This is a genomic window from Pseudomonas umsongensis, assembly GCF_012647205.1.
Taxonomy (GTDB): domain Bacteria; phylum Pseudomonadota; class Gammaproteobacteria; order Pseudomonadales; family Pseudomonadaceae; genus Aquipseudomonas; species Aquipseudomonas umsongensis.
The window spans coordinates 3,482,883-3,507,905 of sequence record NZ_CP051487.1 but is presented as its reverse complement, the minus strand read 5'-3'; the positions used below and the strand labels follow the sequence as shown (position 1 = coordinate 3,507,905).

General features: G+C 62.5%; 23 protein-coding genes and 1 pseudogene. 21 read left to right on the top strand and 3 right to left on the bottom strand.

The features are described from left to right. The first annotated feature begins 14 nt into the window (after window positions 1–14). The 20 genes from HGP31_RS15870 to HGP31_RS15775 all read left to right on the top strand — a co-directional run bounded on the left by HGP31_RS15870 (window position 15) and on the right by HGP31_RS15775 (window position 20,222). On the top strand, window positions 15–1,205 hold the full coding sequence (locus HGP31_RS15870; RefSeq protein WP_151142054.1) for a pyridoxal phosphate-dependent aminotransferase: 1,191 nt from the start codon (window positions 15–17) through the stop codon (window positions 1,203–1,205). Continuing rightward, a complete protein-coding gene (locus HGP31_RS15865) occupies window positions 1,198–2,613 on the top strand; it encodes an aldehyde dehydrogenase family protein (RefSeq protein WP_168758169.1) in 1,416 nt (471 codons plus the stop codon). Before HGP31_RS15870 ends, HGP31_RS15865 begins: the two co-directional genes overlap by 8 nt. Window positions 2,614–2,710: 97 nt before the next feature. Continuing rightward, entirely contained in the window at window positions 2,711–4,312 is a 1,602-nt protein-coding gene (locus HGP31_RS15860) for an ABC transporter substrate-binding protein (RefSeq protein ID WP_168758168.1), read from the top strand. 160 nt (window positions 4,313–4,472) lie between these two features. Continuing rightward, window positions 4,473–5,432, top strand: coding sequence for an ABC transporter permease (locus HGP31_RS15855; RefSeq protein ID WP_168758167.1), 960 nt, complete (start codon window positions 4,473–4,475; stop codon window positions 5,430–5,432). Between the two features lie 3 nt (window positions 5,433–5,435). Beyond that, window positions 5,436–6,263: an ABC transporter permease gene (locus tag HGP31_RS15850; RefSeq protein ID WP_168758166.1), complete on the top strand. Its 828-nt coding sequence runs from the start codon at window positions 5,436–5,438 to the stop codon at window positions 6,261–6,263. Between the two features lie 2 nt (window positions 6,264–6,265). Continuing rightward, complete coding sequence (locus HGP31_RS15845; protein WP_168758165.1) at window positions 6,266–7,912, top strand: ABC transporter ATP-binding protein; 1,647 nt, start codon at window positions 6,266–6,268, stop codon at window positions 7,910–7,912. A 9-nt stretch (window positions 7,913–7,921) separates the two neighbouring features. Continuing rightward, window positions 7,922–8,644, top strand: a complete 723-nt coding sequence (locus tag HGP31_RS15840) for an NAD(P)H-dependent oxidoreductase (protein ID WP_168758164.1) — start codon at window positions 7,922–7,924, stop codon at window positions 8,642–8,644. 332 nt (window positions 8,645–8,976) lie between these two features. After that, entirely contained in the window at window positions 8,977–9,888 is a 912-nt protein-coding gene (locus tag HGP31_RS15835; protein ID WP_033044411.1) for a transporter, read from the top strand. A 49-nt stretch (window positions 9,889–9,937) separates the two neighbouring features. Continuing rightward, on the top strand, window positions 9,938–11,665 hold the full coding sequence (locus HGP31_RS15830; RefSeq protein ID WP_033044409.1) for an FAD-dependent oxidoreductase: 1,728 nt from the start codon (window positions 9,938–9,940) through the stop codon (window positions 11,663–11,665). Window positions 11,666–11,697: 32 nt separating this feature from the next. Next, window positions 11,698–12,093: a c-type cytochrome gene (locus HGP31_RS15825; RefSeq protein WP_168758163.1), complete on the top strand. Its 396-nt coding sequence runs from the start codon at window positions 11,698–11,700 to the stop codon at window positions 12,091–12,093. Between the two features lie 46 nt (window positions 12,094–12,139). After that, entirely contained in the window at window positions 12,140–12,601 is a 462-nt protein-coding gene (locus HGP31_RS15820) for a nuclear transport factor 2 family protein (RefSeq protein ID WP_020799493.1), read from the top strand. 200 nt (window positions 12,602–12,801) lie between these two features. Then, on the top strand, window positions 12,802–13,731 hold the full coding sequence (locus tag HGP31_RS15815) for a LysR family transcriptional regulator (RefSeq protein WP_020799494.1): 930 nt from the start codon (window positions 12,802–12,804) through the stop codon (window positions 13,729–13,731). Between the two features lie 232 nt (window positions 13,732–13,963). Next, entirely contained in the window at window positions 13,964–14,458 is a 495-nt protein-coding gene (locus HGP31_RS15810) for a cupin domain-containing protein (protein ID WP_168758162.1), read from the top strand. A gap of 44 nt (window positions 14,459–14,502) precedes the next feature. Beyond that, window positions 14,503–15,522 (top strand): hydroxyquinol 1,2-dioxygenase, encoded by a 1,020-nt coding sequence (locus HGP31_RS15805; RefSeq protein ID WP_168758161.1) that lies wholly within the window; start codon window positions 14,503–14,505, stop codon window positions 15,520–15,522. Window positions 15,523–15,612: 90 nt separating this feature from the next. After that, window positions 15,613–17,076 carry an aldehyde dehydrogenase family protein gene (locus HGP31_RS15800; protein WP_168758160.1) on the top strand — a complete coding sequence of 488 codons (1,464 nt, stop codon included), beginning with the start codon at window positions 15,613–15,615 and terminating at the stop codon, window positions 17,074–17,076. Between the two features lie 8 nt (window positions 17,077–17,084). After that, window positions 17,085–18,152, top strand: coding sequence for a maleylacetate reductase (locus HGP31_RS15795; protein ID WP_168758159.1), 1,068 nt, complete (start codon window positions 17,085–17,087; stop codon window positions 18,150–18,152). 36 nt (window positions 18,153–18,188) lie between these two features. Continuing rightward, the gene (locus HGP31_RS15790; protein WP_168758158.1) at window positions 18,189–19,061 is read left to right on the top strand and encodes an intradiol ring-cleavage dioxygenase; all 873 of its coding nucleotides are present in this window, start codon (window positions 18,189–18,191) and stop codon (window positions 19,059–19,061) included. A gap of 3 nt (window positions 19,062–19,064) precedes the next feature. Next, window positions 19,065–19,376, top strand: a complete 312-nt coding sequence (locus tag HGP31_RS15785) for a YciI family protein (RefSeq protein ID WP_020799500.1) — start codon at window positions 19,065–19,067, stop codon at window positions 19,374–19,376. A gap of 2 nt (window positions 19,377–19,378) precedes the next feature. Then, on the top strand, window positions 19,379–19,726 hold the full coding sequence (locus HGP31_RS15780) for a Rieske (2Fe-2S) protein (RefSeq protein WP_020799501.1): 348 nt from the start codon (window positions 19,379–19,381) through the stop codon (window positions 19,724–19,726). A 43-nt stretch (window positions 19,727–19,769) separates the two neighbouring features. Beyond that, entirely contained in the window at window positions 19,770–20,222 is a 453-nt protein-coding gene (locus HGP31_RS15775) for a YMGG-like glycine zipper-containing protein (protein WP_020799502.1), read from the top strand. Window positions 20,223–20,354: 132 nt separating this feature from the next. On the opposite strand, the gene HGP31_RS15770 is transcribed toward HGP31_RS15775, so the two are convergent. Genes HGP31_RS15770 through HGP31_RS15760 form a run of 3 tightly spaced genes read right to left on the bottom strand, consistent with a single transcriptional unit; the run spans window position 20,355 to window position 24,038 of the window. Beyond that, window positions 20,355–21,377, bottom strand: a complete 1,023-nt coding sequence (locus HGP31_RS15770) for a DUF2955 domain-containing protein (protein ID WP_033042776.1) — start codon at window positions 21,375–21,377, stop codon at window positions 20,355–20,357. Continuing rightward, window positions 21,367–22,488, bottom strand: coding sequence for an HlyD family secretion protein (locus tag HGP31_RS15765; RefSeq protein WP_168758157.1), 1,122 nt, complete (start codon window positions 22,486–22,488; stop codon window positions 21,367–21,369). The genes HGP31_RS15770 and HGP31_RS15765 overlap by 11 nt, the downstream gene beginning before the upstream one ends. Continuing rightward, entirely contained in the window at window positions 22,485–24,038 is a 1,554-nt protein-coding gene (locus HGP31_RS15760) for an efflux transporter outer membrane subunit (protein WP_168758156.1), read from the bottom strand. The genes HGP31_RS15765 and HGP31_RS15760 overlap by 4 nt, the downstream gene beginning before the upstream one ends. Before the next feature lie 169 nt (window positions 24,039–24,207). On the opposite strand from HGP31_RS15760, the pseudogene HGP31_RS31005 reads away from it, so the two are divergent. Then, a pseudogene (locus tag HGP31_RS31005) lies at window positions 24,208–24,969 on the top strand (pyridoxal phosphate-dependent aminotransferase); the annotation flags it as partial. Window positions 24,970–25,023: the final 54 nt, after the last annotated feature.

Genomic DNA, 25,023 nt, shown 5'->3' with positions numbered 1-25,023 from the left:
AAGGGGATGAAGCCATGCGCTTTTCCGATCTGACTCAACGTATCGCCGGTGACGGCGCTGCCGCCTGGGATATTCATTACCGTGCACTGGCCATGCTGGAGCAGGGCAAGGACATCCTGCTGTTGTCCGTGGGCGACCCGGATTTCGACACGCCGCAACCCATCGTGCAGGGCGCCATCGACAGTCTGTTGGCCGGTAACACCCACTATGCCGAGGTTCGCGGCAAGCGCGCCTTGCGGGAGGCCATCGCCAAGCGCCACCATCAACGCAGCGGGCAGCGGGTGACAGCGGACGAAGTCACCGTGCTGGCCGGCGCCCAGTGCGCGCTGTTCAGCGTGGCCCAGTGCGTGCTCAATCCGGGCGATGAAGTGATCGTCGCCGAGCCGATGTACGTCACTTATGAAGCTGTGTTCGGCGCTTGCGGCGCCAAGGTCGTGCCGGTGCCGGTGCGTTCGGAGAACGGCTTTCGCGTGTTGCCCGAAGACGTCGCCGCGCGCATCACCCCGCGTACCCGTGCCCTGGCGCTGAACAGTCCGCACAACCCGTCCGGTGCAAGCCTGCCGCGCAGCACCTGGCAAGCGTTGGCCGAATTGTGCATCGCCCACGACCTGTGGCTGATTTCCGATGAGGTCTACAGCGAACTGCTGTTCGACGGCGAACACGTCAGCCCGGCGAGCCTGCCGGGCATGGCCGAGCGCACCGCGACCCTTAACAGCCTGTCGAAATCCCACGCCATGACCGGCTGGCGAGTGGGTTGGGTGGTGGCGCCGCCGTCCCTGGCTGCGCACCTGGAAAACCTCGCGCTGTGCATGCTCTACGGTTCGCCGGATTTCGTTCAGGATGCGGCGGTCGTGGCATTGGAAAGTGATCTGCCGGAACTGGACGCCATGCGCGAAGCCTATCGCCAGCGTCGCGACCTGGTGTGCGAGCACCTGGCCGATTGCCCGGGCGTGCGTGCCCTGAAGCCCGATGGCGGGATGTTCGTGATGCTCGATATCCGTGAAACCGGGCTCAGCGCCCAGGCGTTCGCTGATCGCCTGCTCGATCGCCACGGGGTTTCAGTACTCGCCGGTGAAGCGTTCGGCCCGAGCGCGGCCGGGCATATTCGCCTCGGCCTGGTGGTTGGCCCTGAACCCTTGCGCGATGCCTGCCAGCGCATCGCCCGTTGCGCCCAGGAACTGATGGAGGCTCAGCTACATGCTTAATCACAAGTCGCTGTTTATCGATGGACGCTGGCAAGTCCCGTCGGGCCAGGGCATCGCGCAAGTGATCAACCCGGCCACCGAAGAAGTGGCGGGCAGCGTGCCGTTGGGCGATGAACGCGATGTGGACAACGCCGTGGCTGCTGCACGCAGGGCCTTTGGTCCATGGTCGCGCACTCCGTCGAGCGTGCGTGCCGGTTACATCCGTGCGTTGTCGGAACAACTGAAGACCCGCGCCGATGAAATGGCCTCGGTGATCACCACTGAACTGGGGATGCCGGTGCAATGGTGCCGTTCGGTGCAAGTGGACGGGCCGATCATTGGCCTTGAACAATACGTAGAACTCGCAGGCCTGATGGACGAAGTGCGCGAGGTCGGCAACTCGCGGGTGTACCGCGAGGCGGTGGGCGTCTGTGCGTTCATCAACCCCTGGAACTACCCGCTGCACCAGTTGATCGGCAAACTCGCCCCGGCGCTCGCGGCGGGTTGCACGGTGGTGGTCAAGCCAAGCCAGGAAACCCCGTTGCACGCGTTCTTGCTGGCCCAGATGATCGAGGACATCGGCCTGCCGGCGGGGGTGTTCAACCTGGTCAGCGGACCGGGCTCCAAGGTCGGCGAAGCCTTGGCCAAACACCCGGACGTGGACATGGTGTCGTTCACCGGTTCCACCGGCGCAGGCGTTCGCGTCTCACAGGCCGCCGCGCCTTCGGTGAAGCGCGTGTGCCTGGAGCTGGGCGGCAAGTCGGCGTTGCTGATTGCCGAGGATGCCGATCTGGAGGCAGCGGTGCGCTATGGCGTCCAGGACGTGATGATCAACTCCGGCCAGACCTGCACCGCGTTGACCCGCATGCTGCTGCCGGCCAGTCGTTATGCCGAGGCGCTGGAAATTGCGCTGGAGGAAACCCTGAGCCTGAAGATGGGCGATCCGCTGGATCCGCAGAGCTTCCTTGGCCCGATGTGCTCCGCCGGGCAACGTCGCACCGTGCTCGACTACATCAGGATCGGCCAGGAAGAGGGTGCACGCCTGTTGTGCGGTGGTGACGCGGCGCAGGAATTCGAGCGTGGCTACTACGTCAGCCCGACGCTGTTCGCCGACGTTAACAACCGCATGCGCATCGCCCAGGAAGAAATCTTCGGCCCGGTGCTGTGCCTGATCCCTTATGAGGATGAGGCGCAGGCGATCCAGATCGCCAACGACTCGCCGTTTGGCCTGTCCAGCGGGGTCTGGGCCGGCAGTGCCGAGCGTGCCTTGCAACTGGGCAGACAGTTGCGCGCAGGGCAATGCTTCCTCAATGGCGCGGCATTCAACTATCAGGCGCCGTTCGGCGGCTACAAACAATCCGGTAACGGGCGTGAATGGGGGGAAGAGGGGCTGGGCGAATTCGTCGAAGTGAAGGCGATCCAGGTGTGACCATCAACGATTCAAAGACTGTATGCACCGGGCCCAGGCCCGGTGTCTTGCGTGGTTTTGCACGGGTATTTCATTAGCTTTTATCAGGGGCAATGCAATGAGCGATAACAAAAACAAGATTACTCAAGCGAACAATGAATTCAGTTTCCCGCGCAGGGACTTCCTGAAGTACAGCGCCGCCGCCGTGGCGGTGGCCGGGGCGTTCTCCATGGGCTTGCCGACAGGCGCCTTCGCTGCAGAAGCCACGCCGAAGCCGGGCGGCATATTGCGCCTGGGCCTTGCCGGCGGCAGTACCACCGACTCGAAAGACCCGGGGTCCTGGGCGGACACCTTTACCTTCGTCGGTTTCTCGGCGGTCTATAACACCCTGACTGAAATCGCCGTAGACGGCACCGCGATTCCGGAACTGGCCGAGAGTTGGACCTCAACCCCTGATGCCCGCGTCTGGACCTTCAAGCTGCGCCAGGGCGTGACCTTCCACAACGGCAAGAGCCTGACCGCCGATGACGTGGTCGCGTCGATCCAGCATCACCTCGGCGAGAAGTCCACCTCGGCGGCCAAGACCGTGCTGGGCGACGTGGCCAAGGTCAGCGCCAATGGCAGCGACAGCGTGGTGTTCGAACTGCATTCGGGCAACGCCGATTTCTCCTACGTGGTCGCCGATTATCACTTGGCGATCCTGCCGAGCAAGGACGGCGTGGCGGACTGGCAGGCTGGCGCCGGCACCGGTGGCTATCGCCTCAAGGACTTCGAACCGGGCGTGCGCATGACCCTGGAACGCAACCCCGATTACTGGAAAGCCGGGCGTGCGCACTTCGCCAGTGCCGAGTTGATCGCCATCGCCGACGGCGCAGCGCGGGTCAATGCGCTGGTCACGGGGCAAGTGGACGTGATCAACAAGGTCGACCTCAAGACGGTAGCGTTGCTCAAGCGCAACCCGAACCTGGTCATCGAAGAAACCAAGGGTGCCCAGCACTACACCTTCCCGATGCTCACCGACAGCCAGGTGTTCCAGAACAACGACGTGCGCCTGGCGATGAAGCACGCAATCAACCGCGAAACCCTGCTGGCTTCAGTGCTGTACGGCTATGGCCTGGTGGGCAACGATCATCCGATCCAGCCCGGTAGCCGCTTCATCAACACCGCGCTGGAACAGCGCACCTATGACCCGGACAAGTCGCGTTTCCACCTGAAAAAGGCCGGTCTGGATTCGCTCAAGGTGCGCCTGCAGGCCTCCGACGCGGCGTACACCGGCGCCGTCGATGCCTCGGTGCTGTTCAAGGAACAGGCCCGTGCGGCCGGGATCGACATCGACGTGGTGCGCGAGCCCGCCGACGGTTTCTTCTCCAACGTCTGGATGAAGCAACCCTTCACCACCTCGTTCTGGTACAGCAGCCTGACGGCCGACCGCATGTTCAGCATCGGCTACGCCAAGGGCGCGGCGTGGAACGAAACCCATTGGGACAACCCGCGTTTCAACCAGCTGCTTAACGCGGCCCGGGGCGAGATGAACGAGCCGTTGCGCCGTGAGATGTACAACGAAATGCAGGCGCTGTGCCGGGACGACGGCGGGGCGATCGTGCCGCTGTTCGCCAGCTCCGTGGCGGCGCGTTCCAACCGTGTGGCCCACGGCGGGCAGACCGCGCCATACGGAGAGCTCGACGGCTTGCGCGTGATCGAACGCTGGTGGCAGGCATAAGCGCTCGCCAAACCAATGAAAAACCCCTGTAGGAGCGAGCATGCTCGCTCCTACAGGGGAAATTGTGATCTTCGTAAGGAATCGCACGGTGAATCGGTGATCGTTCCCACGCACAGTGTGGGAACGATCATAAAAAGGTGCCCATTTCTAGGACTGCACGATGAAGAGTATTTTCAAGTTATTGGGGCAGCGTCTGGCTTTAGGCCTGCTTTCGCTATTGGCGGTATCCGTCATCATCTTCCTCGCCGTCGGCCTGCTCCCGGGCGATATCGCCCAGGCTATGCTCGGCCAGTCCGCCACCCCGGAAACCGTGGCGGCTTATCGCGCGCAACTGGGCCTGGACCTGCCACCCCTGACCCGTTTCGGGCAGTGGATCTGGCAACTGCTGCACGGTGATCTCGGCGTATCGCTGGCCAACCAGCGGCCGATCGCCGAACTGGTCGGCAGTCGCCTGGGCAACACCTTCAGCCTGGCGCTGTTGGCCGCGTTGGTGTCGGTGCCTTTGGCATTGTTGCTGGGCATGCTCGCGGCGTTGTACCGCAACAGCTGGTTCGACCGCCTGCTGAACACCTCGGCCCTGAGCGCGGTGTCGTTCCCCGAGTTCTTCGTTGCCTACATCCTGATCCTGGTGTTCGCGGTGAAGCTCAATTGGTTCCCGAGCATTTCCAACCTCTCGCCAAACGCCAGTCTGGGTGAGGTACTGGAGCGCTCGGTGCTGCCAGTGGCGACCCTGAGTCTGGTGGTGATCGCGCAGATGATGCGCATGACCCGCGCCTCCTTGATCAACCTGCTGGCCAGCCCCTACATCGAAATGGCCCGGCTCAAGGGCATCAGCCAGTCGCGCATCATCTTCCATCATGCCTTGCCCAACGCGCTGGCGCCGATCGTCAACGTGGTGGCGCTGAACCTGGCGTACCTGGTGGTTGGCGTGGTGGTGGTCGAGGTGGTGTTCGTCTATCCGGGCCTCGGCCAGTTGCTGGTGGACTCGGTGGCCAAGCGCGATATCCCGGTGGTCCAGGCTTGCAGCCTGATCTTTGCCGCCACCTACATCCTGCTCAATACCAGTGCCGACGTGCTGTCGATTGCCAGCAACCCACGCCTGATGCATCCAAAGGGGTAGACCATGAGCCTGCTTAAAGAATCGCTCCGGGCGCCGCTGAGTGCGAAGTTCGGATTACTGGTGATCGTCGTGTATATCCTGGTGGCGCTGTTCGCCCCGGTGCTGGCGCCGTTTGGCGAAACCCAGGTGGTGGGCGAGGGCTTCGCGCCGTGGGGCGGGCAGTTCCTGTTGGGCACCGATAACCTGGGGCGCGACATGTTCAGCCGCCTGGTCTTTGGTGCGCGCAACACACTGGGCATCGCGTTCCTGACCACGGTGCTGGCGTTCCTGCTCGGTGGCACCTGCGGCCTGATCGCGGCGATCAAGGGCGGTTGGGTCGATCAGGGCCTGTCGCGGGTCGTTGACATCCTGATGGCCATTCCGCAATTGATCTTTGCCTTGCTGATTCTCAGCGTGGTTGGCACCACGGCCACGTCACTGGTGCTGGTGATCGCGCTGCTGGATGCGACCCGGGTGTTTCGCCTGTCCCGCGCCGTGGCGATGAACGTGGTGGTGCAGGACTTCGTCGAAGCCGCGCGCTTGCGCGGTGAAGGCCTGTGCTGGCTGGTCACCCGCGAGGTACTGCCCAACGCCGCAGCGCCGCTGATTGCCGAATTCGGCCTGCGGTTCTGTTTCGTGTTCCTGTTCATCAGTGCGTTGTCATTCCTCGGCCTGGGCATCCAGCCGCCCACCGCGGACTGGGGCAGCATGGTGCGCGACAACGCGGTGCTGATCACCTTTGGCGACATCAGTCCTTTACTGCCCGCCCTAGCCGTGGCCTTGATCACAGTCAGCGTCAACTTCGTCGTCGACTGGATGCTGCACAAGTCCAGCGGCCTCAAGGAGTGCTGAACATGACGACATCCAAACCGTTGCTGGAAATCCGCAACCTGCACATCGAAGGTCACTACGAGGATGCCTGGCATCCGCTGATCAAGGGCATCGACCTGACCCTGCAACGTGGTGAGGTGCTGGGGCTGATCGGTGAATCCGGGGCGGGCAAATCGACCCTCGGCTTATCTGCCATGGGCTATACCCGTGACGGCTGCAAAATTACCGGCGGCACGGTGCATTTCGATGGCATCGACCTGCTCAAGGCCAAACCCGAAGCCTTGCGCAAATTGCGCGGCCTGCGCATCGCCTACGTCGCGCAAAGTGCGGCAGCCTCGTTCAACCCCGCCCATCGCTTGATCGATCAACACGTGGAAACGGCGGTGAAGAACGGTGGCATCAGCCGTGAACAGGCGATGCGCGAGGCGGTGGAATTGTATCGCGTGCTGCGCTTGCCCAACCCCGAACAGATCGGCCAGCGTTACCCGCACCAGGTCTCCGGCGGCCAGCTGCAACGGGTCATGACCGCCATGGCGATGGCCTGCCATCCGGACTTGATCATCTTTGACGAACCGACCACCGCCCTGGACGTCACCACCCAGATCGAGGTGCTGGCGGCGATTCGCGATGCGGTGAAGACCTACGGCAGCGCGGCGATCTACATCAGCCACGACCTCGCGGTGGTGGCGCAGATGGCCGACCGCATCATGGTGCTGCGCCACGGCAAGCTGGTGGAGGAGGCCGAGACCCGCAAGATGCTCGGTGACCCGCAGGAGGAATACACCAAGTCACTGTGGGCGGTGCGCAGTTTCCGCACCGAAGCCAAAGCCTGCCCGCAACAGGAAAAGCCGCTGCTGGAACTGCGCAACAGCTGCGCCAGCTACGGGCGGCAACCGGTGCTGCATGACGTTTCCTTGAAGCTGTATCGCGGCCAGACCCTGGCGGTCATCGGCGAATCGGGCAGCGGCAAAAGCTCCACGGCGCGGTTGATCACCGGCTTGTTGCCACCGACCCAAGGTCAAGTGCTGTATGACGGCGAACTGCTGCCAGCGGACTTTCGCCAGCGCAGCAAGGAGCAACTGCGGCGCGTGCAGATGATTTACCAGATCCCCGACACGGCGCTGAACCCGCGCCAGCGCATCGTCGACATCATCGGCCGGCCACTGACGTTCTATCTGGGGCTCAAGGGCAAGGCCATGCGCGCGCGGGTGGCCGAGCTGCTGGAGATGATCGAACTGGACCCGGCAACGTTCATGGAGCGTCAGCCCCGGGAATTATCTGGTGGACAGAAACAGCGGATCTGCATCGCCCGAGCCCTGGCCGCCGACCCGCAACTGATCATCTGCGACGAAGTCACCTCGGCCCTCGACCAACTGGTGGCCGAAGGTGTGCTCAAGTTGCTCAACCGCATTCAGCAACAGCTCGGCGTCGCCTACCTGTTCATTACCCATGACGTTGCCACCGTGCGCGCGATTGCCGACGAAGTGCTGGTGATGCAACGGGGCAGGGTGGTGGATCATGGCTCGCGCAGTGCTATTTTCACCCCGCCGCATCAAGACTATACCGGGCTGCTGTTTTCCTCCGAACCCCAAATGGACCCCGACTGGCTCGACCGCTTGCTGGCCAGTCGTGCTACCGCGAATTCAAACCCTACGCTGGAAAAAGTCTAAGGAATCCCCATGAAAGTACTGATCGTCCATGCTCACCCCGAGCCGCAATCCTTCACCGCCGCCCTGCGCGACCAGGCCGTCGCGACCCTTGAAGCCCAGGGCCATGAAGTGCAGGTCAGCGACCTGTATAAGATGAACTGGAACCCGGTGGCCAGCGCCGATGACTTCTCAAAGCGGGAAAATCCCGAGTACCTGGTGTATGCGCTGGAACAACGCCTCGGTGTGAAAAGCCAGTCACTGGCAGCGGACATCCAGGCTGAACTGGATAAATTGCTATGGGCCGACCTGCTGATCCTCAACTTCCCGATCTTCTGGTTCTCCACCCCGGCCATGCTCAAGGGCTGGATCGACCGGGTGCTGGTCTCGGGCATCTGCTACGGCGGCAAGCGCTTCTACGATCAGGGCGGCTTGGCCGGGAAAAAGGCGTTGGTTACCGTGACTTTGGGTGGGCGTGAGCACATGTTCGGTGAGGAGGCGATCCACGGGCCGTTGCAGGACATGCTGCGGCCGATTCTGCGCGGGACGTTGGCGTATGTCGGGTTTGATGTGCTGGAGCCGTTCGTGGCCTGGCATGTGCCGTACATCAGCGATGAGGCGCGACAGGCGTTTTTGCTGGATTACGATCAGCGCCTGCAACACCTGAGTGATGATCAACCCTTGGTGTTCCCCAAGCTGTCGCAGTTCGACGAACAGCTCTATCCACTGCATCGATCCGAAACTGTGAGTGCTTGACCCCTGTGGGAGCGAGCCTGCTCGCGAAGAGGCCATCAGCTTCAATATCAAGTTGACTGACCCGACGCTTTCGCGAGCAGGCTCGCTCCCACAGTTTTAATGATCTCCTACTCAAATCCTCCGCCCCATTGTTCTGAATACGCAAACACTGATGTCGCCGAGAATGGAATTGTTGGTGCAGTGGCCGGCTTGTAGCCTCCATCTCGCCGAACACCGGGATTGGTCAACGATCCGGTGGAGCTCCAGCCAGGGCTCATCAAGACGTCACACCTTGCTTTCGGCCTTACGCCCCTTCGGGGGTTTGGCGCCTAATAAAAATAAGGAAGGCAGGTATGAGTATTCGTGCATGGGGTTGCGCTGCGACCCTGTTCGCTCCCGTTCTGGGGGCTGGCCTATTGTTTCCCGCGATGGCGCAAGCATCCGGCATCCCCTATGCCAGCAACCGGCCCCAAAGCTTTCAGTTCAGTTCGGACTTCACCGAGCCCTACAACTCGGTGGGTCAGGAATTTGAATACAACGACGACCGCAAACGCTTTGACGATCACGGCAACAAGGTCGCCGGCAGCAACACCGAGACCTACGTTGGCCTGACGTCGTTGTTGCACTACTGGAAGATGGACGGCCTGCCCAATACCGGCTTCATCGCCAGTATCACCCTCCCGGAGATTGCCGTGCGCGGCAACGGCACGCGGGTCAGCGGGCTCGGCGATCCGTTGGTCGGCGGCCTGGTCTGGTACAACCCGACGCCGCTGCGCACTATCGGTGCGCAAGCCTATGTGCAACTGCCGACCGGCGCGGACTCGGTCAGCAGCGACACCTACGCGTTGTGGCCGTCGCTGTTCTACAACGAATGGCTGGGCAAAGTGAACATCGATTTGCTGGTCGGCGCGATCCTTCGCGGCGATGGTCCGCACCACACCGAACCTGGCGATACCGGCCACGCCAACCTGCGCCTGGGCTACAACATCGTGGACCGCCCGACCTACCAGGTCACGCCCTTCCTCAGTGCCGACTACCAGAAAACCTTCGGCTCCGATGATCGCAACAACAACACCATCGAATTCTCTGAATCCAACGAAACCGCGCTCGGCGCCGGCGTGCTGTTCCAGCTCAAGCCCGGCGTGCAAAAGGTCTTCGCCCAGAAAATGTGGGACCAGGTGTCCATCCACTATTCCAAAGGCGTGGAAGGGCGCAACACCACCGTCACCGACGGCCTGTTTGTGCAGCTCTGGCATTACTGGTGAATCACCGACGCCTGCCTGCGTCGCCGCTACTCATTCCGGAGAATAAAAAGTGAACGAAGAAAACCAGAAACTTGCCCTGTCACGCCGCAGCTTCATCAAGGCCGGCGCCGCTGGTACGGCTGTCGCCGCCTTGTCGGGGGTGGCCGCACGGGCGATGGCCAGCGACGAGCTGCCCTTTGATCGAGAGCACGACATTGTCGTGGTCGGCGGTGGTGGAAGCGGTTTGCCTACCGCGTTGTTTTCCCGCTGGCTGGGCAATGACGTGGTTATCCTGGAAAAAGCCGGCAGCCCTGGGGGCACCGCGGCGAAAGCGGCGTTTTGGTACTGGGTGCCGAACAACAAGCCGATGCGCGACGCCGGCATCGTCGATGAAAAAGCCGATTACATGCGCTATGTCGCCCGGTTGACACGTCCGCAATCCTACGACGCCTCGTTGCCCAAACTTGGCCTGTCGGATTGGGAATACGAGATGTGCGAGGCGATCTACGAGAGCGCCTCGCCCGCTGCCGAACTGCTGGCCGAACGCGACGCACTGCCTTATCGCCATTGCCCGGACGTACCGGACTATTTCGCAGAGCTGTCCGAAGACAAGGCCAAGAAAGGCCGCGTACTGGTGCCCAAGGAAGCCCGGCCCAGCATGTCCGACGGCGGTCGCGTGGCGATTCGTACGCTGACCGCCGCCGCCAAGCGTGACGGCGTGCAGATTCGTACCGGCGAGCGCGTGGTGAAAGTGATCCTCAACGGCGCGGGCGAAGCGATCGGCGTCGAAGTCGAGACCGAAGAGGGTGCGCGGCAACGGGTCAAGGCGCGCAAAGCGGTGATCTTCGCTACGGGTGGTTTTACCCACGATCCGGAACTGCGCCGCAACTTCCTCAACGCCCCCGTTTACGGCGGCTGCGCCGCCCTGACCAACGAAGGCGATTTCATCCGGATTTCCAGCGAGCTGGGGGTGCAGTTGCGCAACATGAACTACGCCTGGTCGTGCCCGATCCTGTTGGAAAAAGCCCTGGCCAAGGACGGCTCGATGTCCGGCATTTTCACCATGAACGGCGATTCGATGCTGATGGTGAACAAGTACGGCAAGCGCGTCGTCAACGAAAAGACCGTCTACAACGAACTGGTCCCGACCTTCTTCCAGTGGGACGGCGATAAGGCCGAATACCCGAACCTGGTGATGTTCTCGATCTGGGACCAGCGCGCCCAGGACTACTGCAGCAGCGACGAATACGGCTCTCCGATCGTGCCCAAGGGCGGCAACGACCGCCATGTGGTCAAGGGCGAAACCCTGGAAGAGCTGGCGAAGAACATCGCCGAGCGCCTGGATAAACACGCCGCCGATATCGGCGGGATGAAGCTCAGCGCCGATTTCACTCTCAACCTGAAAGCCACCCTCAAGCGCTTCAACGAGTTGGCCAAGACGGGCAAGGATCTGGACTTCCATCGCGGCGAGCTGGTGATCCAGGGCGTGTTTACCGGCCCGGTCAAGCCCGACCGCACCGGCAACCTGACCATGTACCCGTTGGCCGCGAAAGGGCCGTACTACGCGGCGTTGATCACCGGCGGCAACCTCGACACCAAGGGTGGTCCGAAAACCAACTCCGTCGGCCAGGTATTGAACAACGCCAATGCACCGATCCCGGGCCTGTACGGCGTCGGCAACTGCGTTGCGTCGGCCTCCGGTCGTGCCTACTGGGCCGGTGGTTCGACGCTTGGCCCGATCATCGCCTTTGCCTATCGCGCGGCGAACCAGGCGCACAAAGAACCGAGCCGAAGCTGAATCAAGCCCCGTGACTGCATGAGATCAACGATATGACGCACTTGAAATTTTTCCTGCGAGCCCCGGCGCTGTTGGCGATGGCGGCCAGTTTTGTTTTGACCGGCAGCGCTTTGGCCGATGACCTGGCGCTGGCGCAGAAACTGGCGACCAACCACTGCGCGGTCTGCCACACCTTCGACAAGGGCGGCCCGCCGGGGCAGGGCCCGAACCTGTTCGGGCTGCTGGGTCGCAAGGCGGCCAGCGAAACCAACTTCACCTACAGCGACGGCTTCACCAAAGCCATGGCCGGCAAGGTCTGGGACGAGCCGATGCTCGACGCCTGGCTCACCGATGCCCAGAGCGTGGCGCCGGGCAGCGCCATGGTCTATTCGCAGGACGACCCGGCCAAGCGGCAGAAGATCATCAGCTACATCAAGTCGCTGCACTGACGGCCAACAGCCTTATCACTCCAATATCGAAACGACGGAGACAGCCATGATCAGCACCCTTACAATGACCGACGAGCAACGCAAATCGGTCGCCCTGGAATACCTCAAGGCCTTCGACAACGGCGGTATCACCTCCACTGGCGGCAGCATTCTCGACCTGTTCGCCGAGGATGCACAGGTCCTGTTTCCCAAGTGGGGACTGGCCACCGGCCGTGAGCAGATCGGCCAGATGTTCAGCGACCTTGGCAGCCGCTTGAAATCGATTACCCACGACTATGCGCATTTCAACTGGATTCTTACGGGCACCGACACGCTGGTCTGCGAAGGCACCAGTTTTGGTGAACACGTCGACGGCCACTGGCGTGCGGGCGTCCCGTCAGCGGCCGGTGCCGGCTACTGGGCCGACGTGTTCGAGATCCGGGATTTCAAGATCCAGCGCTGCTTCATCTACCTGGACCCTGACTACGGCAGCCAGGACACGGCGCGCTATCCCTGGCTCAACCGCTAACCGCAGCCCCCCCTGTAGGAGCGAGCCTGCTCGCGATGGTCGTTAACGAAAACGCGGGGAACCTGACACCCATCGGCGTTCTTGAGTTCATCGCGAGCATGCTCGCTCCTACAGTGGCTTGCCATTCGAGTTCATCGTAATCTCGCAGGTTCTCGCTTCGTATTCCTATAAGAACAAAAACATCCAGAGAACCTGCCCCCATGGATCGTTTACTCAGTGTCGAAGCCTTCGTGCGGGTTGCCGAAACCGGCAACTTCGCCAGGGCGGCCCAGCAACTGGGCGTGACCCGCTCGGTCATTACCCACCGCATCCAGCAGCTGGAGCAGTTCATCAATGCGCCGCTGTTCCACCGCAGCACACGCCATGTACGCCTCTCCGAGGTCGGGGAGACGTACTACAAGGAATGCGCGGACATGGTCGCGAGCTTCAACTCGCTGACCGAACACATGCGCGAACTGCGCGCCAAACCTACCGGAAAACTGCGGGTGCAGATGCTGCCCGGATTTGCCATCGGGCACTTCGGCCGCCTGTTGGCCGAGTTCACCCGGCTGTATCCGGACATTGAAGTGGACGTCATCGTCAACGACCGGGTGGTGGACCCGATCGAAGAAGGCTTCGATGTGGCGTTCCAGATGTTCCCGCCAATGGCCGAAACCCTGATCGAGCGCAAGTTGTTCAGCGTTCGCCGGCTGTTTTGCATGTCTCCCGATTACGCCAGCGAGTTCGGCGTGCCCACCCATCCCCAGCAATTGCTGCAACACAAGATCGCCCTGTACGAGGGTTATCCGTCGCGCAACCGCTGGCTGTTCAACCGCGAAGACGAACAAGTCGAGCTGAGCCTGCCTGGCCAGGTGCGCTCGAACTCGGTGCACCTGTTGCGTGATTACGCACAGACCGGAGTCTGCATTGTCTGCCTGCCGACACTGGTGGCCAGTGACGACCTGCTCAGCGGGCGGTTGATTCCAGTGTTGCCTGAGTACGCGTTGTCCTCCTTCAATTTTTCAGCAGTGTACCCCGCGACCCAGCGTCGGGCCTTGAAGGTACGTACGTTGATCGACTTTCTGGTGGAGAACTTCGGCGATGAGCCCTGCTGGGATAAACCGTTGCTGGAGCGTGGCTGGGTGCGCTAATGAACCTCGCACCCTGTAGGAGCTGCCGCAGGCTGCGATCTTTTGATCTTGTTTTTTAAGATCAAAAGATCGCAGCCTCGTTGCACTCGACAGCTCCTACACAGCTCCTACACAACTCTTACAGTGTTTGCGTTTCGCGAACACTGTTGTCGCCGGTCCTCTAATTGTTCCGGGACCAGGCGCGACGTACTGTTGGCTCACTGTTACTACAACAACAAAACGGTGAAAACCCATGAGTAGCGCGGCAATCGAAACGGTCTTCGGCTCGCTGGAAAAATACACCAAGGGCTCGGTTGAAATCATCAGCGGCCAGGCCAGTCACTACGCCTTTTCCAACGTTTTCGAGGTGGCGGAAAAATCCCTTCCGTATGAAAAGGTCGTGGTCGGCCTCAACCTCGGCTACGTCATTGAAACCCTGCGCGCCGAAGGCCAGTCGCCCTGGTACACGGCCGCGCACGACGAATTCGCCATCGTCATGGACGGCGAAGTGCGGGTGGACTTCCTCAAGCTCGATACGCCATTGACAGCAGGCGAGGGCACGCAACTGGCCGGGGATGTGCCAAAGGGCAAACCCATGGGCTACGTCCTGCTCAAGCGCGGCCACCAGTGCCTGCTGCCGGTGGGCACGGCGTATCGCTTCGAAGCCAGTCGCCCGGGCGTGATCCTGCAGCAGACGATCAAAGGCCCGTTGTCGGTCGAGAAGTGGGCCGACATCTGCTTCAAGTGATCTGCCCAGCCGTCCCCGCCCACAAGAACAAAAGGAATCCCGCCATGGCCATGCTTGAAACCGCAGCCCAAACGCCACTGTTCACCGATGAAGATGTCCAGGTCAGCGCCGCCCATCCCGTCACCGGTTATCGCTCTTTCAAACTCGGCGCGTTCGAACTGTCGCGCGACGAGTATTTCGCCCGCATTACCTGGCCCGCCAAAGGCCAGACCCGTTCGCACTTGATCCCGGCCGATGCCTTTCTGCGTGCCTTGATGCGCGACGTGGCCTGGGGCTTTTTCTACGGCTGGGTCAACTTCGACCACGTCATCGGCACCCGCAACTACTACGGCAAGGTCGACCTGTACGCCGGCACCTTCAACGGCACGCTGAAGGCGGCCGGGGTCAACTACACCGAAAACTTCGAAACGCCGCTGATCATGGCGACATTCAAGGCGATCCTGCGCGACTGGACCAACGCCACCTTCGACCCCTTCGCCGCACCGGAAGAAACCGGCAGCGCCTTCGGTCGCAAGAACGGCAACAACATCGAGGCCATCGAGCGCTTCCGTATCGCCACCCGGCGCATGCCCGGCCTGCCGGATGATTCGCCGCTGCGCAACGATCTGCCGGTCAACCGCCAGTTCATCGATGTGCCGCAGGACGAGCCGGAAATTCACGCCGCAGAAGGTTTCGAAGGCCAGATGCATGCCTTCAACCTGCACAAGTACCTGTCGCGCTCCGACGTGACCTGGAACCCCTCGGTGACTTCGGTGTGCAAGGCCAGCCTGTTCTGCCCGACCACCGAGGAATTCATCCTGCCGGTGTTCCATGGCAATGACCGGATCGAGTGGTTCCTGCAGCTATCGGACGAGATCATCTGGGACGTCGGCGACAAGGACGATGGCAACCCCCGTGCGCGCATCACCATGCGGGCCGGCGATATCTGCGCCATGCCCGCCGACATTCGCCACCAGGGCTATTCGACCAAGCGCTCGATGCTGCTGGTCTGGGAAAACGCCACGCCGAACCTGCCGCAACGCTACGAAAGCGGTGAGCTCAAGCCGTATCCGATCGAGTTCTAAGACCACATGTCTTGCCCGGCCTTGCGCCGGGCCATGCACTCAGCCATCCAGTCAGACACTGCGCCCAAGGCGCGGTGCGAGGAAACCATTATGCAAAATCAGCTCTATATCGATGGCCGCTTCGTCGATGCGGTCGCCGGCGGCACCATCGACGTGGTGTCGCCCCATGACGGCTCGTTGATCACCCGCATCGCCGCCGCCGAGGCCGCCGACATCGACCTCGCGGTGGCCGCCGCCAAACGTGCTTTCCCGGCCTGGTCGGCCCTGGGTGCCGCCGAGCGTGGGCGCCTGTTACTCAAATTGGCGGACCGGATCGAGGCCTGCAGCGAAGAACTGGCACAGCTGGAATCCCTTAACACCGGGCACCCGATCCGCGATTCCCGTGGCCTCGACGTGCCGCGCACCGCGGCGTGCTTCCGTTACTTCGGCGGCATGGCCGACAAGATCGAAGGCGCGGTGATTCCGGTGGAAGCCGGGTTCCTCAATTACGTGCAGCGCAAGCCAATCGGCGTGGTCGGGCAGATCGTGCCCTGGAACTTTCCGCTGATGTTCACCAGCTGGAAGATGGGCCCGGCACTGGCGGCGGGCAACACCATCGTCATCAAGCCCTCGGAAATCACGCCGCTGTCGACCTTGCGCATTGTCGAGCTGATGACCGAAGTCGGATTTCCCAAAGGCGTGGTCAACGTGGTGCCGGGTTACGGCCATACCGCGGGCCAGGCGCTGGCCGAGCACCTTGACGTCGGCAAGATTGCCTTTACCGGCTCAACCGCGACCGGTCGGCGGATTGTCGAAGCGTCGCAGGGCAACCTCAAGCGCATTCAACTGGAACTGGGTGGCAAGGGTGCGAACATTGTATTTGAAGACGCCAATCTGGAAGCGGCGGTCAACGGCGCTGCCTGGGCGATCTTCCATAACCAGGGCCAGGCCTGTATCGCCGGTTCGCGGTTGATTCTGCATGAAGACATCGCTGATGCATTCCTGGAGCGCTTCATCGCCCTGGCCAAGTCGATTCGCCTCGGTGACCCGATGAACCCCGACACCGAGATGGGCCCGCTGACCTCGGCCCTGCACCGCGACCGGGTTCTGGCCTACATCGATATCGCCATCGAGCAGGGCGGCAAGATCCTCGCCGGTGGCAAGGCGCCGGACGACCAGGCCTTGGCCAAGGGTTTCTATGTCGAACCCACAGTGGTCGAAGCCAAGCCGGGTGACCGTGTCTGCCAGGAAGAGGTCTTCGGTCCCTTCGTCACGGTGGTGCGTTTCAGCACCGACGAAGAAGCGCTGGCCATTGCCAACAGCACCGAGTACGGGCTGGGCAGTGGCCTGTGGACGCAAAACCTCAGCCGCGCGCATAAAATGGCCGACGCGATCCACGCGGGCATGTGCTGGATCAACTGCTACAAGCGCGTCAGCCCCGGCAGTCCGTTCGGCGGCGTAGGGCAGTCCGGTTATGGCCGGGAAATGGGCTTTGAAGCGATCCACGACTACACCGAAGCGCGCTCGGTGTGGGTCAACGTCGACGCGAAAATCCCCCCACACTTCAAACGCTGAGGTCGGCCATGAATCCTTTTGTCTACCAAAGCCTGCCGACCCGCGTGGTGTTCGGCTGGGGCAAGCTCTCGGCACTGGCTGAAGAAATCGAGCGCCTGGGCGCCCGACGGGCGCTGATCCTCACCACGCCGGAACAGCACGGGCTCGGCGAACGCGTTGCGGCGTTGCTCGGTGAACGTGCCGCGGGTGTGTACCCGCACGCGGTGATGCATGTGCCGCTGGAAGTGGCGCAAGCGGCGCGCATCGAGGCGGCGCGCCTGGATGCCGATTGCTGCGTGGCCATCGGCGGTGGCTCGACCATTGGCCTGGGCAAGGCGATCGCCATGGATTCGGGGCTGCCGATTGTGGCGGTGCCGACCACCTACGCCGGTTCGGAGATGACGCCGATCTACGGCCTGACCGAAAACCGCCTGAAGAAAACCGGACGCGACCCACGGGTGCTGCCGAAAACCGTGATCTATGATCCGCAATTGACCCTGACCCTGCCGGCGCAGATCTCCGCCTGTTCGGGCATGAACGCCATGGCCCACGCAGTGGAAGCGCTGTACGCCGAGGACGCCAACCCGATCATCGGTTTCATGGCCGAAGAGTCGATCCGCTCGCTGGCGCAGGCATTGCCGGGGGTGGTCAAGGACCCGAACGATCCCGATGCTCGCAGCCAGGCGTTGTATGGTGCCTGGCTGGCGGGCATCTGCCTGGGCTCGGTCGGTATGGCCTTGCACCACAAGCTCTGCCACACCCTGGGCGGCACATTCAATCTGCCCCACGCCCAAGCCCACGCCATCGTCCTGCCCCATGCCGCGCATTACAACCGCGAGGCCGCCGCCGAACCCTTGCAACGTGCCGCCCGAGCCCTGGGTGGTCGCGACGCCAGTGAGGTAGGCGCCTTGTTGTATGCGCTCAACCAGAAACTGGGCATTCCATTGGCACTGGCTGATATTGGCCTGCCGCCCAGCGGTCCGGCCGAAGCGGCGCAAATCGCCTGTGCCAGCCCGTATTACAATCCACGGCCGTTCGAACAAGGCCCGATCGAAGCGCTGCTGACCCGCGCCATGCTGGGCCAGGCGCCAGCCTGATCAACCGTGCTATCAGCACATGTCGGAATAAAAACAATGACCGATCACGATAATTCCATGGAAAAACTGATCTGCGAGCAGGCCGTGAACAGCTTCGCTGATGCAACCGATGCGCGCTACAAACAGATCATGCAGAGCCTGGTGCGGCACCTGCATGCGTTTGTCAGCGAGGTTGAACTGACCGAGCAAGAGTGGTTTGAAGGGATACGTTTCCTGACCGAGACCGGCCACAAGTGCGACGGCCAGGTGCGCCAGGAATTCATCCTGCTGTCGGACACCCTTGGCGTATCGATGCTGGTCGACGCGATCAATCATCGCCACAGCGCCACGGCCACAGAGACCACGGTGTTCGGGCCGTTCTACATCGAAGGCATGCCCGAGCGCGCGTTCGGCGAGAACATGGCCTTCACCCCGGGCGAGGCGGCGCTGGTGCGCGGGCGGGTGGTCGATACCCAGGGCAATGCCCTGGCCGGCGCGGTGCTGGACGTTTGGCAGACCGCCGAAAACGGCATGTATTCGGGCCAGGACACAGAACAGCCGTTCGGTAACCTGCGCGGGCGCTATCGCACCGACGCCGACGGCTGCTTTGCGATCCGCACGATTGTCCCGGTGTGTTATCCGATTCCGACCGATGGCCCGGTGGGGCGCATGCTCAAGGCCGCCAATCGGCACCCTTGGCGGCCGGCGCACCTGCATTTCATGATCGAGGCGCCGGGGTATCGCAAACTGGTGACCCATCTGTTCAATCACGATGATCCGTACCTGGCGTCCGATGCGGTTTTCGGGGTTAAACAGTCGTTGCAGGTGATCTATGAGGATCGAACGAGTCACGATGACCTGTCGGCACGGTTGGGCATGCCATTGCCGTTCAAGCGTGCCTGTTACGAATTCGTCATGGAGGCGGCGTGAATCATGGGCCAGTTTTTTGCCGTATTCGCCACCGACCACCCGGATAGCCTGGCCTTGCGCCAGCGCTTGCGGCCGAGCCACCAGGCGCATTTGCGTGGGACCGATGCGCACCGGGTGGTCGTGCGCCTTGGAGGCCCGACCCTTGATGACGCGGGCCTGGCGATGAATGGCACGCTGCTGGTGATCGAAGCCGGCAGCCTGTCCGAGGTGGAATCGTTCATCCAGGACGATCCCTACGTCCAGGCCGGGCTGTTTTCGAGCATCCAGATTCGTCCCTGGCACTGGAGTCTCGGCAATCCGGAACGGCGGGGCTGAGCATGACCCTCATCATCTTGTGCCAACGGGAAGACATCACCGACGGCGGCGCCCTGGGGCTGCCGCAGCATCAGCAACTGCATCCCGCCGGCCTCGTCGCGGTGCGCCAGGGCGAGCAGGTGTGGGTGTACATCAACCGCTGCCCGCATTTTTCCGTGCCACTGGACTATCGCCCGCAGGAATTCTGCACCTATCGCGGCCAGGTGCTGATGTGCGCGCATCACAGTGCGATGTTTCGGTTTGAAGACGGGCACTGTATCGATGGGCCGTGCCAAGGCGCGACGCTGGAATCCGTGCCGGTGCGCTGGGTGGATAATCGTCTGGTCATGGAGGTGGGCGAGGAGGGGTGAACTACACTGTTTCAGGGTGAATCACGCCCATCAGGAGATCATCATGAAAAGGTTGTCACCCATCGGCCTGTGCGTCGCACTGTCATTTTGCAGTGCCCAGGGATGGGCCCAGACGGTAGTACCGCTGAAGGGCCAGACTTCGCAACAGACTCAACTGGACATCAACGAATGCAACAGCATCGCCGCCAGTAGTACCTCAACCACGTCCACGCCCTCTGGCGGACGGCTCAAGGGCGCCGCAGTAGGCGCAGCAGCCGGTGCGGCTGGGGCCCAGGTACGCGGCCGCCAGCATGACGAGTTCTATGATCGTGTCGACGACGATACCAAGCAGGACTACCGGCAGAACCGCGCCAAGGAAACGGCGGCGGCGGGCGCCGTGGTCGGCGGCTCGCGCCAGCGCCAGGAGCGTCGGGCGCAGGAGAAAACCAACGCGGCGACCACCTCGACGGCGTATACCAGTTGCTTGCAGGGGAAGGGTTACCAGGTCAATCCGTGAACCCGTCCCGTGTAGGAGCGAGCATGCTCCGGGCGGCGTTCCGACGATGGTCGTGAACGAAAACGCTGGCCACCTGACACCCCGCGGTGCCTGAGCCTCCATCGCGAGCATGCTCGCTCCTACAGGGGATGTTTAAATCCGAAGACTGGTCTTTTGTCGCTGGTCCAGCAAATACACCATCAGGCAGGCATACAACGTCACCGCAATGAACAACCCCATGCGCACCGCAAAGGCGGTGTAGACGTCCTTGCCCGCCAGGCTGTCCTGGACCGATTGCCCCAGCAGGATAATCAGGGTGATCAAGGTGTTGAGCCAGAAGCCAGGACTGAACCGGCCCGCACTCAAGCCATAAAGCTTGCGGGCCAGGATCAGGGCGAACAGCAGCATCCACAGGAAGAACATCCACAGGTGAACGAAGACCGTCAGTGCGCTCCAGAACGCAATCGCCAGCAGGCCGCCCAGCAGGGTTGAGCCAATCAGCTCGCGGGCCGCGTCGCGGGCGTTGGTGCTGGAACTCTGTTGTCCCAGGCTCACCGCCTTGAGGACGATGGGCAGGTAGCTGGCGGGGTCGATCAGTGCCAGCAGGAAGGTTGGGATCACGATCAGGGTTGCGCGCAATGCGACGCGGTCGACGTCTGTCTCAGACAATGCCGGGGCGGGCGGGGGCGTCGGGGCGTTGGCGGGTTCCGGGAACAGCCAGTGACTGACCCTGCCGACCAGGACCGCCAGGAGCAAGCCGCTGGTCAACGCCTTGATCACCGTTGCCGCCAGGCCGAAGTCGGCGACCCCGGCCGCCGGGATCATGGTCAGGCCGATCACCAGGAAGGTCACCACCAGGTTATTGCCACCCCGCTGGCCAAAGCGAAACACCATCAGCAGGCCGAGGCCGATCAACAGCACGCCGCTGAAGGCGTAGTAACGCAGGAGCGGGATCAACAGCAGGCCGATGCCGGTGGTCAGCATCGCGGTCAGCGCCAGCACCAGGGTGGCCTTGAACGGCAACGGGCGATTGAGGCTGACCAGCAACAATGCCCCCAGCACCGGCGCCAGGAAGGGGATCGGCATGCCCAGGCCAAAACTCGCGGCCAGGCACAGCGCTGTGCCACAGGCCAGGCGCAGCGCGCGCTGCACCCTGGGCGAGCGCTCAGTAGGCATACGACAGCCAGCTCATCAGCCACAGGAACAAGCGGCCCAGCGGGTTGAGCACGTTGCCTTCGGCAGGGAAGGCCATGACTTCGGCCTGGCCGCCGGAACGGATGGCGCGGTTGTCCTTGAGCAGGGTCAGTGACTCGGGGGAAAACTCGATGACCACCGGAAAACGCTGGGCCGGGCGTAGCCAGTCACGGCTGTTCTGCACCGTGGGCAGGCTGCCGGGCGCGGTCGGCTGACCCACACTGACGCCGTAGCCGATACTGCGCACGCGACCCTGGAACACTTCGCCGGGCAGTGCGTCGAGGGCGATCGACACCGGGGTTTCGGGCCGGACCAGCGCCAGGTTGTTCTCGGTCATGTCGGCGCTGATCCACACATCGTGGATCGCGATCAGGGTCATCACCGGGTTGCCGGCTGCGGCGAATTGGCCGACATCGGTGCGCAGGTCGGTGATCAAGCCAGCCGAACGGGCGCGAATCTGTGTGTTGGAAAGGTCCAGCTCGGCTTTCGACAGGGCGGTCGCGGCACTGCGCAACAGGGCGTTGTCTTCCTCGCTGCCGCCTTCCTGCTCACGGGCGCGCTGCACTTCGGCGCGGGCCGCGGCGACCTGGCTGACAGCTGCCTCGCGGTTGGCGCGGGACACCTCCAGCAGGCGCACGGAAATGGTTCCGGGGTCTTCGCGGTACAAGCCCTCAAGACGCTGATTGTCCTGCCGCGCCTTGAGTTCGTTGGCCTGCGCCGCGCGCAGACTGGCTTGCGCCGATGCGATACCGGCGGTGCTGGCGCCGATCTGCCGGCGGGTGGATTCAAGGTCGGCGCGCGCGCGATCCACGGCGATCTGGTAGGGCTGCGGGTCAATCTCGAAAATCACCTCGCCGGCTTTCACATCCTGGTTATTTCGCACGTTGACACGTGTCACCCGGCCGGCGACTTCCGCCGCCACCGGAATCACAAACGCACCCACCCGTGCCTGCTGGGTATAGGGGGTGAAGCGGTCAGCCAGCAGGTACCAGGCCAGGCTCAGGACGATCAGCAGCAAGACCCACTTGATGCCTTTTTTCGTCGGGTCGGCGGCGGCCGGCGCGGGCTGGGAGGAAGGCGCGGCTTCAGTCATGGTTCTTTCACCTGATTGGGCAAAGGGAAGGCGGGCTGCTGCGCCGGGGGCTCGGCGAGCAAGTCGCCCCAGTCGGTGCGTTGTTCCATCTGCTGGCGCGTGGCGCGATCGACCTTGGGCTGGGCGCTGTACCAACCGCCGCCCAGGGCCTTGTACAGGGCAATCACATTGCTCACCGCATCGCCTCGGCTGAGCAGGTAGCTGTCCTGCAGTTCGAGCAGCGCCCTTTGGGCATCCAGCACCCGCTGGAAGTCCGAGTAACCTTCGCGGTAGAGCGTGTTGGCCAGGGCGAGCGAGCGTTGCGCGGCTTTTTCCGCATCGCGCAGGATGCGCTCACGTTGCAGGGCGCGGGTCAGGCCGTTGGCGGCGTCATCCGCCTCGCGTGCGGCCTGGCGCACCTTGTCGCGATAGGCTTCGATCAATTGCTGCAAGCGCGCATCCTGCACGCGCACGTTGTTGCTGATGCGGCCGTAGTCGAACACGTTCCAGCGCAGGCTCGGGCCGCCGATCAGGTCGAGACTGCGCGACGTTCCGCTCAAGGTGTCGGTCGACCAGACGATGCTGCCGAGCAACGTCAGGGCCGGGTAGAAATCGGTTTCGGCGACGCCGATCAGCGCCGACTGTGCCGCAACGTTCAGCTCGGCCGCACGCACATCGGGCCGGCGCAGCAGCAGATTGGCCGGGACATCCTGCAAAACGGCGCGATCGACCAGCGGGATCAATTGGCTGTTGTCGACTACCAGCGGCAGCGCACCGGGTGGTTGGCCGATCAACACGGCCAACGCATTGCGGGTGCGAGACAGCTGATCTTCCAGTACGGGGATGGTGCTCAACGTGCCCAGGTATTGGGTCTTGGCTTGTTGCAGGTCAAGTTCGGCGGTCTGGCCGCTGTTGAACAGTCTTTCGGTGATCTCGTAATTACGCTGCTGTTGGCGGGCGTTTTCGTTGGCGACGCGCAAGCGTGCCTCGGTGGTGCGCAGGAAGAAATAAGAGTCGGCGACCTGCGCCCGCACCAGGACCAGCACGTCGTCATAGTTGGCCTCAGCCGCGAAGTAGCTGGCATCGGCGGCTTCGATGGCACGGCTGAAGCGTCCCCAGAAATCCAGTTCCCAGCCCACATCGAATCCGGCGCTGTGTTGCCAGAAATGGCTGTCTACCGGGTTGGTTCCGCCGGACTGATGGCGGTTGATGTAGACGCTGTCAGCGCTGATCTGCTGCAGTTGCGGGTATCGCCCGCTTTGCGCGATGCCCAATTGCGCGCGGGCCTCCATCACGCGCAAACCAGCGATCTTCAGGCTGGTATTGCGCGCATCCGACTCGGCGATCAACCGGTCGAGCACCGGGTCGGCGAAAATTTGCCACCACTGGCGGGTGTCCGGGTACACCCCGCGTTGGCTGGCATGCTCAAGGGCCGGGGTGTTCCAGTGATCGACCCAGTCTTCGCCGGGTGGCTGGAAGTCCGGCCCCAGTCGTACGCAACCGCCGAGGACCACTACGCCTAACAGCAGTAGCTGGTGGCGTCGCATCCGCGTGGATGTAGCTGATTGCATTGGGCGTTTTCCAACCAAAGGACATCACAGCAGCATAGTCGTCAGCTTGCCTTCTGCATGACGTTACCAAGCAATAGGTAAAAACGTCGCGACTGTCGTAAAAACGACCTGTTTGCGCTGAACGCGAACCACCATCAGTTTTCTGTTGAACGAGTGTTCAGCTTGAACTATGTTCGTTTCACCTTCTTTCCCGGCTGGTTGCGGGCTTGCGTTTCTTCATCTTGAACGAGGCACTGGCATGCGGTTTTCACCCTTTGTTGAGCGGATCCCGGAACAAGGCGTAGCCGCTATTGATGACCCCCACGGCGGCGAACTTACCGATCGGCCGGTTTTACGTGAAGCGCTCGCCGGGCACTACGGCAAGCTGTTTGGGCGTGAACTCAACGCCACAAACGTGATCACGCTGACAGGGGCGCAGGACGCCTTGCTCATCACGTCGAAATGCCTGCTCGCCGCCGGGGACGAGGTGATTGTCGTCGATCCGATGTACCCGACCTGCGTGGCGCCGCTCAAGGCCTGCGGCGCCACGCTGGTGCGGGTGGCGTCCATTGATGCAGCGCTGCTGGCCAAGGCGATTACCCCGCGTACCCGGGCAATTTTCCTGTCCGGCACGTACGGCGGGATACTGAACCACGAATCAATGCAAGCCATCGCCAGACTCGCCATTGCCCATGACCTGTGGGTGGTCATCGATGAAGTCCATGAGGACCTGACACTGCAGCACCAGAACCTGAGCCTCACGGTAGCGCCGGGCATGGCCGAGCGTTGTGTGGTGATGGGTAGCCTGGCGAAATCCCACCCAATGGCCGATTGGCACATGGGTTGGATCATCGCTGATCCCGCCCTGGTGGCGCGTGCCGAATCCCTGGTGTTGGCCAGGACCTGCGAGCGTATCCATGATTTTGTCCTGGCGTTGAAAACCCAGGGACCACGGCCTGTGGTCAGCGGCGTGACGAGCAGGCCGGTCAGCGAACCGGTCACCGCG

Bases quoted from the DNA above. Each gene is read 5' to 3' on its own strand.
- HGP31_RS15870 (WP_151142054.1), top strand. From the start codon at position 15: ATGCGCTTTTCCGATCTGACTCAACGTATCGCCGGTGACGGCGCTGCC.
- HGP31_RS15865 (WP_168758169.1), top strand. From the start codon at position 1,198: ATGCTTAATCACAAGTCGCTGTTTATCGATGGACGCTGGCAAGTCCCG.
- HGP31_RS15860 (WP_168758168.1), top strand. From the start codon at position 2,711: ATGAGCGATAACAAAAACAAGATTACTCAAGCGAACAATGAATTCAGT.
- HGP31_RS15855 (WP_168758167.1), top strand. From the start codon at position 4,473: ATGAAGAGTATTTTCAAGTTATTGGGGCAGCGTCTGGCTTTAGGCCTG.
- HGP31_RS15850 (WP_168758166.1), top strand. From the start codon at position 5,436: ATGAGCCTGCTTAAAGAATCGCTCCGGGCGCCGCTGAGTGCGAAGTTC.
- HGP31_RS15845 (WP_168758165.1), top strand. From the start codon at position 6,266: ATGACGACATCCAAACCGTTGCTGGAAATCCGCAACCTGCACATCGAA.
- HGP31_RS15840 (WP_168758164.1), top strand. From the start codon at position 7,922: ATGAAAGTACTGATCGTCCATGCTCACCCCGAGCCGCAATCCTTCACC.
- HGP31_RS15835 (WP_033044411.1), top strand. From the start codon at position 8,977: ATGAGTATTCGTGCATGGGGTTGCGCTGCGACCCTGTTCGCTCCCGTT.
- HGP31_RS15825 (WP_168758163.1), top strand. From the start codon at position 11,698: ATGACGCACTTGAAATTTTTCCTGCGAGCCCCGGCGCTGTTGGCGATG.
- HGP31_RS15820 (WP_020799493.1), top strand. From the start codon at position 12,140: ATGATCAGCACCCTTACAATGACCGACGAGCAACGCAAATCGGTCGCC.
- HGP31_RS15815 (WP_020799494.1), top strand. From the start codon at position 12,802: ATGGATCGTTTACTCAGTGTCGAAGCCTTCGTGCGGGTTGCCGAAACC.
- HGP31_RS15810 (WP_168758162.1), top strand. From the start codon at position 13,964: ATGAGTAGCGCGGCAATCGAAACGGTCTTCGGCTCGCTGGAAAAATAC.
- HGP31_RS15805 (WP_168758161.1), top strand. From the start codon at position 14,503: ATGGCCATGCTTGAAACCGCAGCCCAAACGCCACTGTTCACCGATGAA.
- HGP31_RS15800 (WP_168758160.1), top strand. From the start codon at position 15,613: ATGCAAAATCAGCTCTATATCGATGGCCGCTTCGTCGATGCGGTCGCC.
- HGP31_RS15795 (WP_168758159.1), top strand. From the start codon at position 17,085: ATGAATCCTTTTGTCTACCAAAGCCTGCCGACCCGCGTGGTGTTCGGC.
- HGP31_RS15790 (WP_168758158.1), top strand. From the start codon at position 18,189: ATGACCGATCACGATAATTCCATGGAAAAACTGATCTGCGAGCAGGCC.
- HGP31_RS15785 (WP_020799500.1), top strand. From the start codon at position 19,065: ATGGGCCAGTTTTTTGCCGTATTCGCCACCGACCACCCGGATAGCCTG.
- HGP31_RS15780 (WP_020799501.1), top strand. From the start codon at position 19,379: ATGACCCTCATCATCTTGTGCCAACGGGAAGACATCACCGACGGCGGC.
- HGP31_RS15775 (WP_020799502.1), top strand. From the start codon at position 19,770: ATGAAAAGGTTGTCACCCATCGGCCTGTGCGTCGCACTGTCATTTTGC.
- HGP31_RS15770 (WP_033042776.1), bottom strand. From the start codon at position 21,377: ATGCCTACTGAGCGCTCGCCCAGGGTGCAGCGCGCGCTGCGCCTGGCC.
- HGP31_RS15765 (WP_168758157.1), bottom strand. From the start codon at position 22,488: ATGACTGAAGCCGCGCCTTCCTCCCAGCCCGCGCCGGCCGCCGCCGAC.
- HGP31_RS15760 (WP_168758156.1), bottom strand. From the start codon at position 24,038: ATGCAATCAGCTACATCCACGCGGATGCGACGCCACCAGCTACTGCTG.